We start from the raw sequence: 15,310 nt of genomic DNA on the forward strand, positions 1-15,310 counted from the left end.
GAAATATTGCGTGCTTTATGCCTGCGGCGGCGTGAAAAGCGCCGAATAATCACGGTTACAGATACGCTGTACTGCCGGATGCTGAATCATCCTTTCCGCGAAGATGGCGTGATACTCTTCCATCACGTTGTCCATCCGCCCGATCTCAACTATCGATTTATCACTATAAAAGTCATGAACATATAGCGTTGGCGCAACGAAAATGGCGTTGTGAGCCGCACCGAAGGCTTTCATCAGCGCCGCATCATCAAACTCTCCCAGAATTTCCACCTTTAATCCCTGCGAGTTAAACCAGTTGAGCAGCTTACGCCCCAGCATCGAGCGGCGTCCGGGGATCAGTAATCGACGTTCTTCCAGGCAGGCCGGGAACGGCTTTTTCGGCGGTGGATTCATGCACCAGAAGCTAACGCTACATTCGCCGATTTTCACCGAAAACAGCCCTTCCTGTTGAGTGGAGTCGATAGGGCAATCGGAGATGATCATGTCGAGTTTATGCTGACTTAGCTGCTCAAGCAGCATTTCGTGGGTCGATTCAAAACAGCGTAAATGGATCTGTTCGTTGCCGACGACCGCAGCATCAAGGACGCCGCTAACCAACCTTTTTGACAGCGCATCCGCAACGCCGACATCAAACAGCAGATTGGACTCTTTGCGATAGTTAACGATATCCAGCATTTCCTGGCTCAGCGTAAACATGCGATCGGCATAGCGGAAAACCAGTTCCCCGAGCTCACTGGGCTCCAGCCCTCTTCCTTTGCGTTTGAACAACTTCCCCTGCAGACGTTCTTCCAGCGCTTTAATCTGCCCGGTGATGGTTTGCGGTGTCAGAAACAACGCCTCTGCCGCACCGACAACAGAGCCTTCTTTGTAGACATGCCAGAAGTAGTACAGGTGGTTGTAGTTGATATGCGACATGCTTCTCTCCCTGATAATGTCCAGGAGAGCCGTAACGGCTCTCCGTGAGTTGTTAAGCAGCGTAGCCCGATTCCGTTACGCGCTTACGCAGTATGATGTATCCCGTGACTGCCGATAATATCGATCCAATCAGGATGCCAAGCTTGGCCCAGTTGATCAATCCCGGGTCAACGCTACTGAAAGCCAAAGTGGCGATAAAAATCGACATGGTGAAGCCAATTCCGCACAGAATACCGACCGCCATAACCTGCTTACAGGTCGTCCCCTCCGGCAGAGAAGCCCATTTCAGCTTCAGTGCCAACCAGCAAAATACACTGATCCCAAGCGGCTTACCGATAAACAGTCCGGCGATGATACCCAGCGGCAGCAGAGAGGTTAGCCCTTCAACCGTCACGCCCTGCAGCGAGACCCCCGCATTAGCAAAGGCGAACAGCGGCAGGATTAAGAATGCCACCCATGGATGCAGAACGTGCTCAAGCTGCTTCGCCGGAGATTTACCGTTCTGCTCTTTTAGCGGGATCATAAAGCCAACAATAACTCCCGCCAGCGTCGCGTGAACGCCTGATTTTAATACCGCAGTCCAAAGCACCGCACCGACCAGAATGTAGATTCCGGTACGCCGCACGCCGCTCAGATTTAACGCCGCCAGAACAACGATTGCCCCTGCAGCAACGATCAATGACAGCACTGAAAGGTCGTTGGTATAGAACAGGGCAATAATAATAATCGCCCCGAGGTCATCAATGATGGCCAGCGCCATCAGGAAGATCTTCAGCGCGGCGGGAACCCGATTGCCCAACAGCGCCAGAACGCCCAACGCAAAAGCGATATCGGTCGCTGCCGGAATCGCCCATCCCTCTCTGGCAATCGGATCTTGGGCATTAAATGCCAGATACACCAGTGCCGGAACCACCATGCCACCTAATGCCGCTACGACCGGGAATACGGCCTGGCGACGGCTGGCTAACGCCCCCTGGTTCATCTCACGCTTAACTTCCAGGCCAATCAGCAGGAAAAACACCGCCATCAGCGCGTCGTTAATCCACAACAGCATGTTTTTGTTGATCTCTAACGCGCCCACGCGCAGTTGAACCGGCGTTTCCAGAAAAGAGTGATAAAAACCACTGGTCACTCCAGTATTTGCCAATAACATCGCCAACACGGCGGCGAAGATTAAGATAATGCCCCCGGAAGCATCGCTACTAAAAAAACGCTGCAGATGTTTCACTTTTACTCTCACCTTGCTGGTCAACAACTCGATAAAAGTATAATACAGCCGGCAAAACATCGAAAAAATCAGTTTTAAATTGCTTTTATGATCGGTTTTAACGAATAAAAGAATATCGAGAATTTGCCTTATCAATGATATGGGTAAGCTTAAACCAATCTTAACAATCCCACGGCGAGCGGTACTGACGGGCAATTCCCGTCAATCATAAACCACCCGAAGTAATGTCAGTTGCTTATCCTCATCCAGATAGTTTTTCTCAATCGTGGCATGGGGAGAGGTCGTGGGGACAACGAGATTTTCCACCGTGATATGACGCTCAACGCGATCCTCTCGGTGGCATAAAATATCGGAGGTTCCCATTTCATTCCAGCAACCCGCGGTAACCACGCTGCCAGAAAATCGGAGCTGGCCGCCGGAAGCGGCAAGCGCGCAGCCAATAAAAAAAAGCGGCATGACCACGGTTGGAACCACAAAACGAACGAGAGGCGTTTTATCCATAATTCGGCACTCCTGTATTTGATCTCACCAGGGCGCGACCGCCCCGGTGTATAGCGCCGACCTTAGCCTTTTGCTTTCTGAATCGCCATTTGCAGGGCGTCCTGCGATGAACTTCCTGGCATCACCGAAACGCGGTTGGCCTCCGGCGTTTTTGACTGCGGCATCACCACGAACGCAGGCGTACCGGAGAAATTCATATGCTGAGCCAGCGCCTGATTTGTCAGCAGCGCATCATGTATTGCACCGCTGTCCTGCGCCTGTTTGACCTCCGCAATCTTTTCCTTCGACAGATAATGCTGCGCAAGGCTGTAGACATCTTGTTCCGCTAGCGCACCCTCGACTTTACCTGTGGCATATAACGCGTTGTGCCAGTCGAGATATTTCGTACCACCATCAGTTAACCACACCTGCTCACCAACTCGTGCCGCCAGCCCGGAAACCGGCCAGCGCGAAGAGAAGATAGGGAACTCTTTGAAAATAAAGCGTGTATCCGGGTTGGCTTTGATCAGGTTCTCAACGACCGGCGCCATCTTGCTGCACCAGGAACACTGGTAATCAAAAAACATGACCACCGCTGATTTCGCATCAGCCGGGCCGACGGAGGGGCTGGCGCTGCTCAGCAATCCTGACTGGTACTGTAGCGCCAACTGCACATAGGCTTGCTGTTGGGCAATTTGCTGACGTTGATGCAGCGTTTCGCTGGCAGCAATCAAGAATTCAGGGTGGTTCGCCAGATACGTCGCCACCGCTTCGCCGACTTTATCCGGGTGGCTGGCGATATACGCTTCGGCCGCAGGGCCAATCTGCGATGCCGGGTCGCTGTCGGTTGCCAGCGCGGGTAATGAAATCGCGCCGCTCGCCAGCGCCAGGACCGCCAGCCGGGTCAGTTTTAAAGATGAAAAATGCATAGAAAAGCTCTCATTCCAGGGGGTAAACAGGTCAGCGCGCAAGCGCCGTATTCGCCGTTATCGGCGGCAGCACCCGACCATAATCATTGATGCTTTGCCAGCGCACAGCGCAGGTATGCACCTGCTGGCACCATGGGGTTTTGCGCGTTGAAAAAGGGGCGACGACGCCCGCCGTATCGACAGGCTTGCCGTTAGTATTGAGCAGGAAAAGCGTGACGTAATAAGGACCGGGGTTCTGCACCGCCAATCCCTCCCGGGTCAGCGTCCAGCGCAGTTGCCGGTACGCCTGTTGCGGCTCACCCGCCAGGCCGGAAGGGCGATAGATAAGCTTCAACGCGGAACGAAACGCCATCTGTAAGCTGTTGACGCCAGGTTTGCCGGATGGGATCGCGGCAATACTTAAGGTAAACAAACTTTCCCGATCGACGGGCAAACTGTCGCCAGTCCAGGTCACGCGCAGCGTATTCTCCTGCCCAGCCGCAAGGCGAAACAGCGGCGGCGTGATAACAAACGGAGGCTTACCTCCAGGCGTAACAACCGCGCCGGGCCAGCGTTGTGCCGATTGAATATGGCTATCAATAAGCCAGCTTTCAGAGGTGGTATTGCTCACAGGGACGCTTAGCGTCGTCATCTTTGCGTTATAGATAAAACGCGTCCCGCCAATCACCACCCCCGCCTGCGCCTGCGAAACCGGCAACAGCAGGACCATCAGGATAAAAAGAATAAACTTATTCATAGGCGAGGATAAATGTTGCTGAAGCATTAGCCGTGCCGGCGATAACCGCGCTGCCGTCGGCAATGTAGCGAGCATAAAATTGTAAGTGAGCGGAAGCCTGCCCCGAGGAGAGCGCCATCACTTCACTCTCCTGCCCCAACGGAATCAGGTTTTTATCTTTGTCATAGATGCCAATCCCAACGCCTGCGGCATCGTCAGCCCCTTCGACCAGCGCCAGCAGGTCCGCATTTCGCCCGTTTGCCGTGCCGCTGAAGCTCACCGTAACGCCGCTGACGGTACTGCCGCAGTTCTGCAAATCAATGGCAAAAGGCTGCCAGGCAGAGCCATCGCCAGCCTGGTAAAACTGGCGGTTCGACACGGTTCCCATATCCACGTCAATATTTTCTGAATCCGGCGACAGCGTGCAGGTGTTATCGGTAATCGTACCGGTAACATAGACCCGCCCGTCGTGGGCCTCTGTTTTCCCCAGCGCCAGAACGAAGTAAGCCATGCACACAAAATAAATATATTTGTTCATTGCCACGTCCTATTCGTATTGCAGGTCGAAATACATCACCGCCGTGGCGTTACCGGAGGTGACCGTAGGTTGAGTGGATTTGTAACGAATATAGAAAGAGAGCGTATTGCGTCCGGCCTTCAGCGGATAGACCGCCGAGTCGCTGTTATTGATGCTAATGTCATCCCCATCGTCATTAATAATCTTCACGCCAACACCGCTAGCCAACATATTCTCGCTGCCCATACCGGTATCGCTCAGCGCCAGTAGAGACGGGTCATCGCTATCCGCCGTGCCGGTAAACCAGATTTTGGTTCCCGTGATCCCGCGCGAGCAGTTCTTCAGGTTGATATTAAACGGCTTAACTTTCGTCATCGTTCCGGTCGAGGGGAAATCTTCAACCGAAAACTGCCCTAAATCGATGCTCTGACTGAGGCTGGAAAGCTCAACATCGCAGGTTTGCGCCACAATCGTGCCGGTGAACTCCAGATTGTTGCCGGTATCATCGGCCTGGCAAAATGAGCACCAGCACAGGAGAGCTAAAAATAAGCCACGTTTTAGATTCATTTAGTCGAAGTCCACCCGTAGATTAGCCAGGGCAGTAAATACGCCCTCGGCGGGGGTTTCTCCGGTCGTGCTGACGGGGTATGCCTGTAGCGAAATATTGGCCTTGCCCGCATCGTCGGTAACAAAAGGCTCCACGCTGCTGGTATCGTTTGGCGTCAATACCGCGCCCTCGTTGGTTTCAACCACCACACCTACATCCGGATTATCGGACGCAATGGCCTGGCTAACGTGGCTATCCGCCGTCGCGATGAGTCTCAGGCTTAAATTGACCTGCGAATCCACGCCGCTGCATTTCACCGGCACATTGAATTTTTTAATTCTGACGCCCGTTGGTTTCTCTCCTGCGTGGGTAAAGCCCCCGCTATAGAGCGAACCAAAATCTACAAGAATGGTCTGCCCGGCGTTGATCTCACAGCTTTGCGGGACGGTCACCGTGCCGCTGTAACTGATGTTGTAAACCACGTCGCTGAGCGGGTCGTTTGCCGCCGTGGTCACATAAACGCTGAACATCGTTTTTGGCGCAATAGTGACGGTGCCAACAAAAGGTTTAACGATCTTGAGCTGAAAAGTCAGATTTGAGTCATGAATGGCAAAACTTTCGCCCGAGGTCGCATTAGTGCGAGTTCCCATGTAAACGTAGTTAGCAGGAGGATAGATTTTTTCTCCTGATGCGCCGTCTATGCGGATAGCACCTTCCAGATAAGTCGAATCCAGTGCCATATACTGCCAGCCGCTGCGGGTTTCCACGATCGGCGAAGAAGCGACGTAGGAGCGGTAACTTCGCCCCGACGAAGATAAATCCGTAGGACAAACCGCCTGCACGCTCGTATCCTGGCGCTTCACCAACGGTATCGTATTCCCGGCCTGGTTTTGCGCTGCCGTCAGCGTCTTACTCAGATCATAATCGACGCTGGAAGGCGAACCATTGATATTCTGGCACACCTCCGCCAGCCCAATTCGGCTCAGCAGCAGCCCCACCAGCAGGATAAATAGCAGGCGTATCTTCATTTAGCGGCATTCCACATGTTGTCGCACCAGGGCCTGCCGGGTTGCGGGAAGTTGATAATGCACGAGGCATTGTTGTGAAGCCTCGCGGCCCCACTGCACTTTTAGCGTTCCCTGCGGGCTCAGTCCGGATAGGTAGACCTCGCCATCATCGCCAACAATCGCCTCTTGCGCAGGGGCATCGGTCGAGGCGGTCGCGCCAAACGGTACCGGCTGCCCGCCATGTAGAAGCGTCAGGAGCGCACGCTCACCGACCCGCGCTTTAAAGTTGGCCAGCACCAGCGCGCCCTGGGTAGGCACGACGTTGACGACGGCGTCATCGATATCCACATCATCCGCCATGGAGTTCACATCCAGCGCCATGCGGTTTTGTCGATAGGTCGTGGCATAAGGCACCACGGCATAGCCCCGGCTATCGGTATGAATACCCGGTTGGTCATCAATATTGACGTTTCCTGCTCCCGGCGCGGCGATCAACACGTTGGTATCCCCAAGCGGCTGGCTCAACGTCACGCCATGCGCATGCGCCACAATGCCGCCGCTCAGGCCGTAGTTAACCTGCTGGTAATCGCCGTTATCACTGGTGTTGTAACCCGCATTAACATTGCCCTCGGCACCATCATATTCGAGACTAGCGGCACCGCTTTCACCGACGCCATGATTCTGATAGCCCTGCTGCACGCTATAGCTGAGGTTGTTTTGATCCAGCAAAGTACCGCTGAGCCCGGCGTTTTGCGTGACGCCGCCGTGCTGATCCGTGCTGGTACTGAAGGTGGCGTAGATATTGTGGTTTTTATGCGTAATGTCGTCGTTGTGGTGTAGCCACTGCCCCAGCGGCAGCGAGATGTTCAGGGCTAAAAGCTGGTCGCTTTTGTCCTCGCCCGGCGCACGGCTTTGGTTGTAGGAAAGGCTCCATGATACGCCCGCCAGGGTATCGCTATACCCCACCTGCAGCAGCGTATTCTTCTCATCGGTATGCCAGTAGCTCTGCTGGCTGCCGGTAACATACAGAGAGCCAAAATGACCCAGTTGCTGAGAGATATTCAACTGAATTTTGCCGCGTTTGGTGTAATACAGATTGTAATAATCGTTCCAGTTACGCTGATCCTCATCCTCGTCGGTCGGTCCGTTGTAGCCCGACATCCGTTTCCAGGCCGTATCATCGAGAGTATAAAAACCCGATGTCGAGTAGCGATAACCGAGCAGCTGGAAATTAGTCCCCAGGCTATTCAGCGATTTAGCGTACAGAAAACGCATCGATTGCCCCTGATGTTCGCTATCGTCCGCCAGGGTGCTGTATGCCTGAGTGACGTCGACGGATACCGCGCCCCAATCGCCCAGATTAGCCCCCGTCCCTAACGCCAACGCGCGATAGTTGTCAGAAAACTGCGTCCCGCCATAGACGGTAAAACCGTGTGGCAGACCCCGCATCAGCATCGCCTGAGCAAACTTCACATTATCTTTTTGGCTACTGTCGCCGCGATAGCTCGCCACCGTGGCCGCATATTTCAGCCGCCCTTCGCGTTGCAAAACCGGCACCGCGGAATACGGCACGCTATAGCGGGTGACGCTGCCATCGGCTTCTTTAACCTCAACACTTAAATCCCCGCTGGAGGCCGTCGAATAAAGGTCATTAATGGTAAATGCGCCGGGTGAAACATAGCGCTGGTCGATGATGTAGCCATTCTGGCGGATCGTCACCTGGGCGTTGCTTTTGGCGATACCGTGAATGGTCGGCGCAAAACCTTTCATGCTGTCAGGCAGCATATTGTCATCGGAAGCGAGCTGCAGGCCGCGAAAGGGCAAGCTATCGAATACCGCCGAGGGCGTATAGCTGTCCCCTGCCGTCAGCTCGCTTTTCAGCGCCGCCAGATCGCGTTCCACGTAGGTGCTGATATGCTGCCAGTCGCTTTTATTGTTCTCGCTACTGCTGTTGTAGTTCCATGTCGAATAGTTACGCAAACGCCAGGCACCCAGATTCAGACCGCCATTCAGGCCAAGAAACAAGGTGTTATCGTTAACGCCACCTTCACTACGATCCCGGCTGTTCGCGCCGGTAAATGTATAATTGAGCAGTAGCGCGTTGATGCCTTCATCCCAATATTTCGGCGAAATATAGCCTCTGGCGCTATTTTTCATCGCCGCCTGAGGAATGCTGATATTCAGACGTTGCTGGGTGAAATCAAACCGGGTATAGGCTGCCGGAATGGCTGCTGCGATATCCGCACACCCCTTCTTGCCGGACGTCAGTAATGTCGGAAAAGCCTCAACATTGACCTTCATCTCACTGAGCATATCGGGCGTCAGGCAAGCGCTCAGTCCGGAGTCATCGGCTGAAGCTTCCGTCACCGTAGCAGCATTCACCTTCGTGGCCTGAAAAGTGATATCGCGGGTAACCAGAAAAATGCCGTTCAGATAGACATCGACCCGATAGACGCCGGGGGCCTGGCCGTTGCCTTCGAAACGCGAAAGATCGGCGATCTTCGACGGATCGTCAGACAAGAACGCGGGATTGAAATAGTTATCTGCCCAACTCTTCGGCAGCGTCAACACGCATACCAGAGTCAGGGTCATCAGCACCGGTTTACTGACGGACGGTGAATGACGCGTCATGGCATCAATTTCCAGCACAATGTTAGTGGCTCTGGCAGGTTTGTACTGGCGTTGTTGCGCCGAAATCATTTACGGTCTGGAAAGTCGCCCGGTTTTCAGAACTTTTTAACGTCAGTTCACTTTTCGGTGCAACCATCGTATTAGGCAGTTTTTGGTTTCCAGCGTGTATTTCTACCAGCGAAACATAGTAAGGCGACGGGTTGGCGACGGTTAATCGACCATTTTGGCTATGGCAGCGAAGCATCGCGGGCGCATCCGCAGAAGGAATAGGTAAATCCTTAGGCCGAATGAACAGTTTAATCACGCTTTGGGTGGCGATTTGCAACGAGTTTTTCGCCAGCGTTGTTTTATCGACTGAGGGGACGGCCTTGCTATTGAGATAGAAAACGCTTTCCCGATCGGTTGGCAAAGAGGGGCCGACATACATAATCCGCAGCGTGTTCTCTTTTTTTGGCTGAATCACGAAGAGCGGCGGCGTGATAATGAAATCAGACGCCCGACTGCCATCGGCATTCGCAACCCAGGACTGAATTAAGAAGACGTTGCTATCAGAGGAGTTAATCACCGGAAGGGAGACTTGTTTACTCCCCTGCGGATAAATAACCCGGGTTGCTCCCAGAGCGATACCGCCCGCATGCGCCAGGTTTATTATTCCGGACATGGCCAGCAGCAGCGATAAAATTTGAATTGTTTTTTTAATCATTTTCTAAATATTCAGAAGGTTTTGTTCGCAACACACATAACGTTTCCTCGGTGATGCTTCCAATTAGTAGAACATGTGTTTTTCAATAAACGTCCCGATGACTTTTTCGTGGATCTCTACTGAACGCGAGAAGCAGATTGTTTTACGAGCCAAGCGCTTAATGCGGGTGCGCAGCGTCAGGTTATTGCGCTCAATCCGTTGGGTGAATATTTTTCCGGTCAGATGCTTATCCTTCGGCACCTCCCGGCCATAGCTGCCCCAGTCGTCGCTGGTGATCATGCCGATGTTGAATGGCGTAAGCAGTGCCAGTAGTTCCCGGCAGGTTTCATCGGTACGGGGACCAAAAGTGTAGGCCAGTACACCCCCTGTTTTGGTGTTATACGCGTACCAGAGCCAGTGTTGCCGGGCTTTACTGCCAACGAAACTCCATTGCTCATCAAGTTCGCAGATAAGCGCCACATCAGCATGAGCAACGGGCGAAGACGTTATTCGCTTTGGCGTGAGTTTTTTAAAGTCCGGATGACGGTGTTAATGCCAATTTTCAGTGTTCTGGCGGTATCGCGAACCCCGGCGCCATTGAAGGCCATTTCAGTGATCAGCTCTTTAATGCCCGGCTTACGGGCCTCATAAGTGTAAGTGAGCTGAAAAACGCGGTGGCAGTCACGGCAGCGAAATCTGTCATGGCCTTTAGGGTTCTGACCATGGCGGTAGACCTGTGCAGACTGACAACGAGGACAATGAATGTTAACGCTGGCCATGAAAGAACCTCAAAAGCCCGCATTATACATCAGATTCAACTAATTAGAGGCATCACCGATTGAATCACTACGATAACCCACAGTGCGAGTTCCTTTATAATAAGGATCATCTTTAAATAACCCGCTATCATTGATAATCATTGGGGAGTTCATTCCAGATTGATAGGTGGCATGGCGTGAGGAATAGAAATGATGCAATGAGAGTTGGGATAGTTGGCTTAACATGTGGTTACCCGCACAGATGCAGACAAAGCTCTTAAAACTATCAATCATTTGATTATCAATACCGGGTACCGCCACTGGCTCTACGCTCATCACTAAATCACACTCTGCGGTGAACAATTGCTCAATCATTCGCTCGCGACTTATATTTCTGGACGAGAAGTGGTTTATTAAGACTCGATCAAAAACATCACTATCATACAATTGTGAAAGGTAATAATTTTCAATGATATCGCTTCCCAGAACGGTGAGCTGCGCCTCATCATCCTTTTTATGACCCGTCTGAAACGTGTCGCTAACCAGCTCCATGACTTGACGAAAATTCTGATGGATTTCGATAGCTTTAGCGGTGGGTAGTAACCCCTCCTTTCCGCGAACGAACAGTTCTTCCGGGTAATAGCCCTGCAAGCGTCTGAGTGCCAGCGAGACCGCTGCGGGAGTAATCCCGAGTTTTTTGGCTGCTTTAGCCGCATTTCCAGCCGAAATAACAGCGTCAAGGATTTTGATTAAATTATAATCAAAATCCTTGTTGGCACCTTTCGATCCCATCCGCTGTTAGCCTCTAAATACGAAAAAAAGCAATATAGATAATACTCAAAATAAATCAATTCTTAGCCCTTATAAATAATAGGATAATTCAAGAAAAGCGAAGGCTAAGATAGAAAAAAAGCCTGAGCACAAAGGCCCAGGCTTGAGATAAGACAGGAAGTGAACAGCAATCAGCGGGTCAAATCGTCGAAAAACTTCTTCACACCGTCGAAGAAACTTTTGGAGCGTGGGCTATTTTTCTCGCCCGTTGGCCCACCAAAACTTTCCTGGAGATCTTTCAGTAGCTGCTTTTGCTTGTCATTGAGACCAACCGGCGTTTCGACCACTACGCGGCACAGCAGATCGCCCTGCGCACCACCGCGCACGGACTTCACGCCTTTACCACGCATGCGGAATAGTTTACCGGTCTGCGTCTCACCAGGCACTTTCAGGTTCACGCGACCATCCAGCGTCGGTACTTCAATCTCGCCGCCAAGTGCAGCCATAGTGAAGTTAATCGGGACTTCACAATACAGGTTGTTCCCTTCACGCTCGAAGATTGCATGCTGCTTAACCTGAACCTGAACATACAGATCGCCCGCTGGCGCGCCATGCTCGCCCGCTTCGCCTTCACCCGCCAGGCGGATACGATCGCCGGTATCTACGCCTGCCGGGATCTTAACCGACAGGGTTTTTGTCTTCTCAACGCGACCGTGACCGTGGCATTTGTTGCACGGATCTTTAATCAACGTCCCGCGACCCTGACAGTGTGGACAGGTCTGCTGTACGGCGAAAAAGCCCTGGCGCATCTGAACCTGGCCTGCTCCATGACAGGTCGGGCAGGTTTGCGGTTGGCTACCCGCTTTAGCGCCGCTGCCGTGGCAAACATCACACTCTTCCAGCGTTGGGATACGAATCTCTTTGGTCACGCCGCGAACGGCTTCTTCCAGAGTCAGATCCATGTTGTAGCGTAGATCGGCACCGCGCGAAGCGCGCTGACGGCCACGACCGCCACCGAAAATATCGCCAAATACATCGCCAAAGATATCGCCGAAGTCAGCACCGCCGCCACCAAAACCACCGCCGCCGCCCATGCCGCCTTGTTCAAAGGCCGCATGACCATACTGATCGTAGGCCGCGCGCTTCTGGGCATCGGTCAGGATTTCATACGCTTCTTTGATTTCTTTGAATTTTGCTTCGGCCTCTTTATCGCCCTGGTTACGGTCCGGGTGATATTTCATGGCCAGGCGCTTGTACGCTTTTTTGATTTCACGCTCTTCCGCTGTTCTGGAAACGCCTAAAATCTCGTAATAATCTTGCTTTGCCATTGGTGTTTTTCAGCCCCTTAACATGCGTGCACGGGCGGAGAGGAAACCTCTTCGCCCGTGCCAGTGTTTTACCCGTTCAAAGGGCGATTATTTTTTGTCTTTCACTTCTTCGAACTCAGCGTCAACAACATCGTCGTCCTTCGCGTTGCTCTCTTGAGCGTCAGCGCCGCCAGCCTGCTGCTGTGCATGCTGCTGCTGAGCGATTTCCATCAGCTTCTGAGAAACCTGGGCCAGCGCCTGCATTTTCGCTTCGATGTCCGCTTTATCTTCACCTTTCAGCGAAGTTTCCAGCGCGGTTAATGCAGACTCGATGGCAGTTTTATCGTCAGCCGGCAGTTTGTCGCCTGCTTCTTCAACCTGCTTACGCGTGCTGTGCAGCAGATGGTCGCCCTGGTTACGGGTCTGAACCAGCTCTTCAAACTTACGGTCAGATTCTGCGTTCGCTTCTGCTTCGCGAACCATCTTCTGAATTTCTTCTTCGTTCAGACCAGAAGAAGCCTTGATGGTGATCTTCTGCTCTTTACCGCTGTTTTTGTCTTTCGCGGAAACGTGCAGGATACCGTCAGCATCGATGTCGAAAGTGACTTCGATCTGTGGCATACCGCGTGGTGCCGGGCTGATACCGTCCAGGTTAAACTGGCCAAGATCTTTGTTATCAGAAGCACGTTTACGCTCACCCTGCAGCACATGGATGGTTACCGCAGACTGGTTGTCTTCAGCGGTAGAGAACACCTGGCTGTGCTTAGTCGGGATGGTGGTGTTTTTGTTGATGAGCGCAGTCATCACACCGCCCATGGTTTCGATACCCAGAGACAGCGGGGTAACGTCCAGCAGCAGTACGTCTTTCACTTCACCCGTCAGTACACCACCCTGGACAGCTGCACCGATAGCAACGGCTTCGTCCGGGTTAACGTCTTTACGCGGCTCTTTCCCAAAGAATTCAGCCACTTTCTTCTGAACCATTGGCATACGTGTCTGACCACCGACCAGGATAACGTCCTGGATATCAGATACGGACAGGCCAGCATCCTGCAGAGCGACTTTCAGCGGCTCGATTGAACGGTTCACCAGGTCTTCAACCAAGCTTTCCAGTTTCGCACGGGTCACTTTGATGTTCATGTGTTTCGGACCAGACGCATCTGCGGTGATGTACGGCAGGTTCACGTCGGTCTGTTGCGCAGAAGACAGCTCAATTTTCGCTTTTTCTGCGGCTTCTTTCAGGCGCTGCATGGCCAGCGGATCATTACGCAGGTCAATGCCCTGATCTTTCTTAAACTCATCAACGAGGTAGTTGATCATACGGCTGTCGAAGTCTTCACCACCGAGGTGGGTATCACCGTTGGTCGCCAGAACTTCAAAGGTTTTTTCGCCGTCAACTTCGTCGATTTCGATAACGGAGATATCGAAAGTACCACCACCCAGGTCATAAACCGCGATAGTACGGTTACCGACTTCTTTATCCAGACCGTAAGCCAGCGCAGCTGCGGTTGGTTCGTTGATGATACGTTTGACTTCCAGACCTGCGATACGGCCGGCATCTTTAGTAGCCTGACGCTGAGCATCGTTGAAGTATGCAGGTACGGTGATAACCGCTTCAGTTACCGGTTCACCCAAGTAATCTTCAGCCGTTTTCTTCATTTTTTTCAGCACTTCAGCAGAGATCTGCGGCGGTGCCATTTTCTGGCCCTTAACATCAATCCATGCATCACCGTTGTCAGCACCGATGATTTTGTACGGCATGATGGCTTCATCACGCTGTACTTCTTCGTCCTGGAAGCGGCGACCGATCAGGCGTTTAATCGCAAACAGGGTATTTTGCGGGTTTGTCACTGCCTGACGTTTAGCCGGCTGACCAACCAGAGTTTCACCATCCTGGGTATAGGCAATGATAGAAGGTGTGGTGCGATCGCCTTCGGCGTTCTCCAGCACACGTGCAGTAGTGCCATCCATAATCGCTACACAAGAGTTGGTAGTACCCAGGTCGATACCAATAATTTTACCCATCTAAACGTCTCCACTAAAATTTCATTCAACATGTGGTTGTGAACCTGTAATAAGGGCGAAACGTGCGGTTTCAACTGCCCAGACATCATTTTTTTTCAGGTTCATTCACTGCGGTTGACTACAAGATGGGGTCACCCACCGCTTCATCAAGGGGGGACAACAAAAAAAATTTGCCTTCGCAGCCCTACTGGATGGGACGAACCGGGGTCAAAAGTCGAATATGGGGGTAAAAAAACGCCAACACATAAATAATTAAAATGATTACAGGTAATATATTCATAAAATTATTGACATAATCCGCAATAATTACCGACTAAAAGCAATAAAGCTCCGGTGATAAAGTATTTTTCAGGTGTAATAAATTAAATAATTGGAAAATTCTCATGAAATCACTCATTCATATATCAACGGGATTGCTTTTAAGCACCGCATTAGTGGCTTCAGTATCTGCTAACGATCATAAAATTTTAGGCGTAGTGGCCATGCCAAGAAATGAGACTAACGACCTGACTCTGAAGCTGCCTGTTTGTCGGGTGATTAAGCGTATCCAGCTCACGACTGACCGAGGCGATGTCCAGCTCTCCGGCGCAACGGTGTACTTTAAAGCCAGCAATAGCGCCAGCCAGAGCCTCAATGTGCCGTCAACGATAAAGCAAGGTACAACCACCAACTGGATTAACATTAATAGCGACAACGATAATAAACGTTGCGTGAAGAAAATTGCTTTTTCCGGCCACACGATCAACTCCTCTGACATGGCCTCGCTAAAAATTATCGGCGATGATTAATATCACTGAC

General features: G+C 52.0%; 14 protein-coding genes and 1 pseudogene. 1 reads left to right on the forward strand and 14 read right to left on the reverse strand.

What is annotated here, in order from left to right; all coding sequences use genetic code 11:
- Positions 1–15 precede the first annotated feature (15 nt).
- The 14 genes and pseudogenes from nhaR to dnaK all read right to left on the reverse strand — a co-directional run bounded on the left by nhaR (position 16) and on the right by dnaK (position 14,512).
- A complete protein-coding gene (gene nhaR / locus AC07P6_RS25690; protein ID WP_434660187.1) occupies positions 16–915 on the reverse strand; it encodes a transcriptional activator NhaR in 900 nt (299 codons plus the stop codon).
- 52 nt (positions 916–967) lie between these two features.
- Positions 968–2,143 carry a Na+/H+ antiporter NhaA gene (gene nhaA / locus AC07P6_RS25695; RefSeq protein WP_478314988.1) on the reverse strand — a complete coding sequence of 392 codons (1,176 nt, stop codon included), beginning with the start codon at positions 2,141–2,143 and terminating at the stop codon, positions 968–970.
- A gap of 201 nt (positions 2,144–2,344) precedes the next feature.
- Positions 2,345–2,644 (reverse strand): hypothetical protein, encoded by a 300-nt coding sequence (locus tag AC07P6_RS25700; protein WP_434660190.1) that lies wholly within the window; start codon positions 2,642–2,644, stop codon positions 2,345–2,347.
- Positions 2,645–2,706: 62 nt separating this feature from the next.
- Positions 2,707–3,552 (reverse strand): DsbA family protein, encoded by an 846-nt coding sequence (locus AC07P6_RS25705; protein WP_182236206.1) that lies wholly within the window; start codon positions 3,550–3,552, stop codon positions 2,707–2,709.
- Between the two features lie 31 nt (positions 3,553–3,583).
- Positions 3,584–4,288, reverse strand: coding sequence for a pili/flagellar-assembly chaperone (locus AC07P6_RS25710; RefSeq protein WP_478314989.1), 705 nt, complete (start codon positions 4,286–4,288; stop codon positions 3,584–3,586).
- Positions 4,281–4,778, reverse strand: coding sequence for a fimbrial protein BcfF (locus AC07P6_RS25715; RefSeq protein WP_478317089.1), 498 nt, complete (start codon positions 4,776–4,778; stop codon positions 4,281–4,283). Before AC07P6_RS25715 ends, AC07P6_RS25710 begins: the two co-directional genes overlap by 8 nt.
- A gap of 36 nt (positions 4,779–4,814) precedes the next feature.
- Positions 4,815–5,351, reverse strand: coding sequence for a fimbrial protein BcfE (locus AC07P6_RS25720; RefSeq protein ID WP_478314990.1), 537 nt, complete (start codon positions 5,349–5,351; stop codon positions 4,815–4,817).
- Positions 5,352–6,359, reverse strand: a complete 1,008-nt coding sequence (locus AC07P6_RS25725; protein ID WP_478314991.1) for a fimbrial protein BcfD — start codon at positions 6,357–6,359, stop codon at positions 5,352–5,354. It lies immediately after the preceding gene.
- A complete protein-coding gene (locus AC07P6_RS25730) occupies positions 6,360–8,969 on the reverse strand; it encodes a fimbrial biogenesis usher protein (RefSeq protein ID WP_478317091.1) in 2,610 nt (869 codons plus the stop codon).
- Positions 8,970–8,991: 22 nt separating this feature from the next.
- A complete protein-coding gene (locus AC07P6_RS25735) occupies positions 8,992–9,672 on the reverse strand; it encodes a fimbria/pilus periplasmic chaperone (RefSeq protein ID WP_478314992.1) in 681 nt (226 codons plus the stop codon).
- A gap of 63 nt (positions 9,673–9,735) precedes the next feature.
- A protein-coding gene (locus AC07P6_RS25740; RefSeq protein WP_087786203.1) for an IS1-like element IS1N family transposase occupies positions 9,736–10,430 on the reverse strand; the annotation gives its coding sequence in 2 pieces (ribosomal slippage) (positions 9,736–10,184 and positions 10,184–10,430; 696 coding nt in all).
- Positions 10,431–10,487: 57 nt separating this feature from the next.
- Positions 10,488–11,201, reverse strand: a pseudogene (locus AC07P6_RS25745) (LysR family transcriptional regulator); the annotation flags it as partial.
- 170 nt (positions 11,202–11,371) lie between these two features.
- Complete coding sequence (gene dnaJ / locus AC07P6_RS25750; RefSeq protein WP_110272663.1) at positions 11,372–12,508, reverse strand: molecular chaperone DnaJ; 1,137 nt, start codon at positions 12,506–12,508, stop codon at positions 11,372–11,374.
- Positions 12,509–12,595: 87 nt separating this feature from the next.
- Positions 12,596–14,512 (reverse strand): molecular chaperone DnaK, encoded by a 1,917-nt coding sequence (dnaK, locus tag AC07P6_RS25755; RefSeq protein ID WP_112215052.1) that lies wholly within the window; start codon positions 14,510–14,512, stop codon positions 12,596–12,598.
- A 383-nt stretch (positions 14,513–14,895) separates the two neighbouring features.
- Between dnaK and AC07P6_RS25760 the strand changes: the two genes are divergently transcribed.
- Positions 14,896–15,300 carry a DUF2541 family protein gene (locus AC07P6_RS25760; protein ID WP_181483682.1) on the forward strand — a complete coding sequence of 135 codons (405 nt, stop codon included), beginning with the start codon at positions 14,896–14,898 and terminating at the stop codon, positions 15,298–15,300.
- The last annotated feature ends 10 nt before the right edge of the window (positions 15,301–15,310 follow it).

It is taken from the genome of Klebsiella sp. GFKo11 (genome assembly GCF_056490265.1).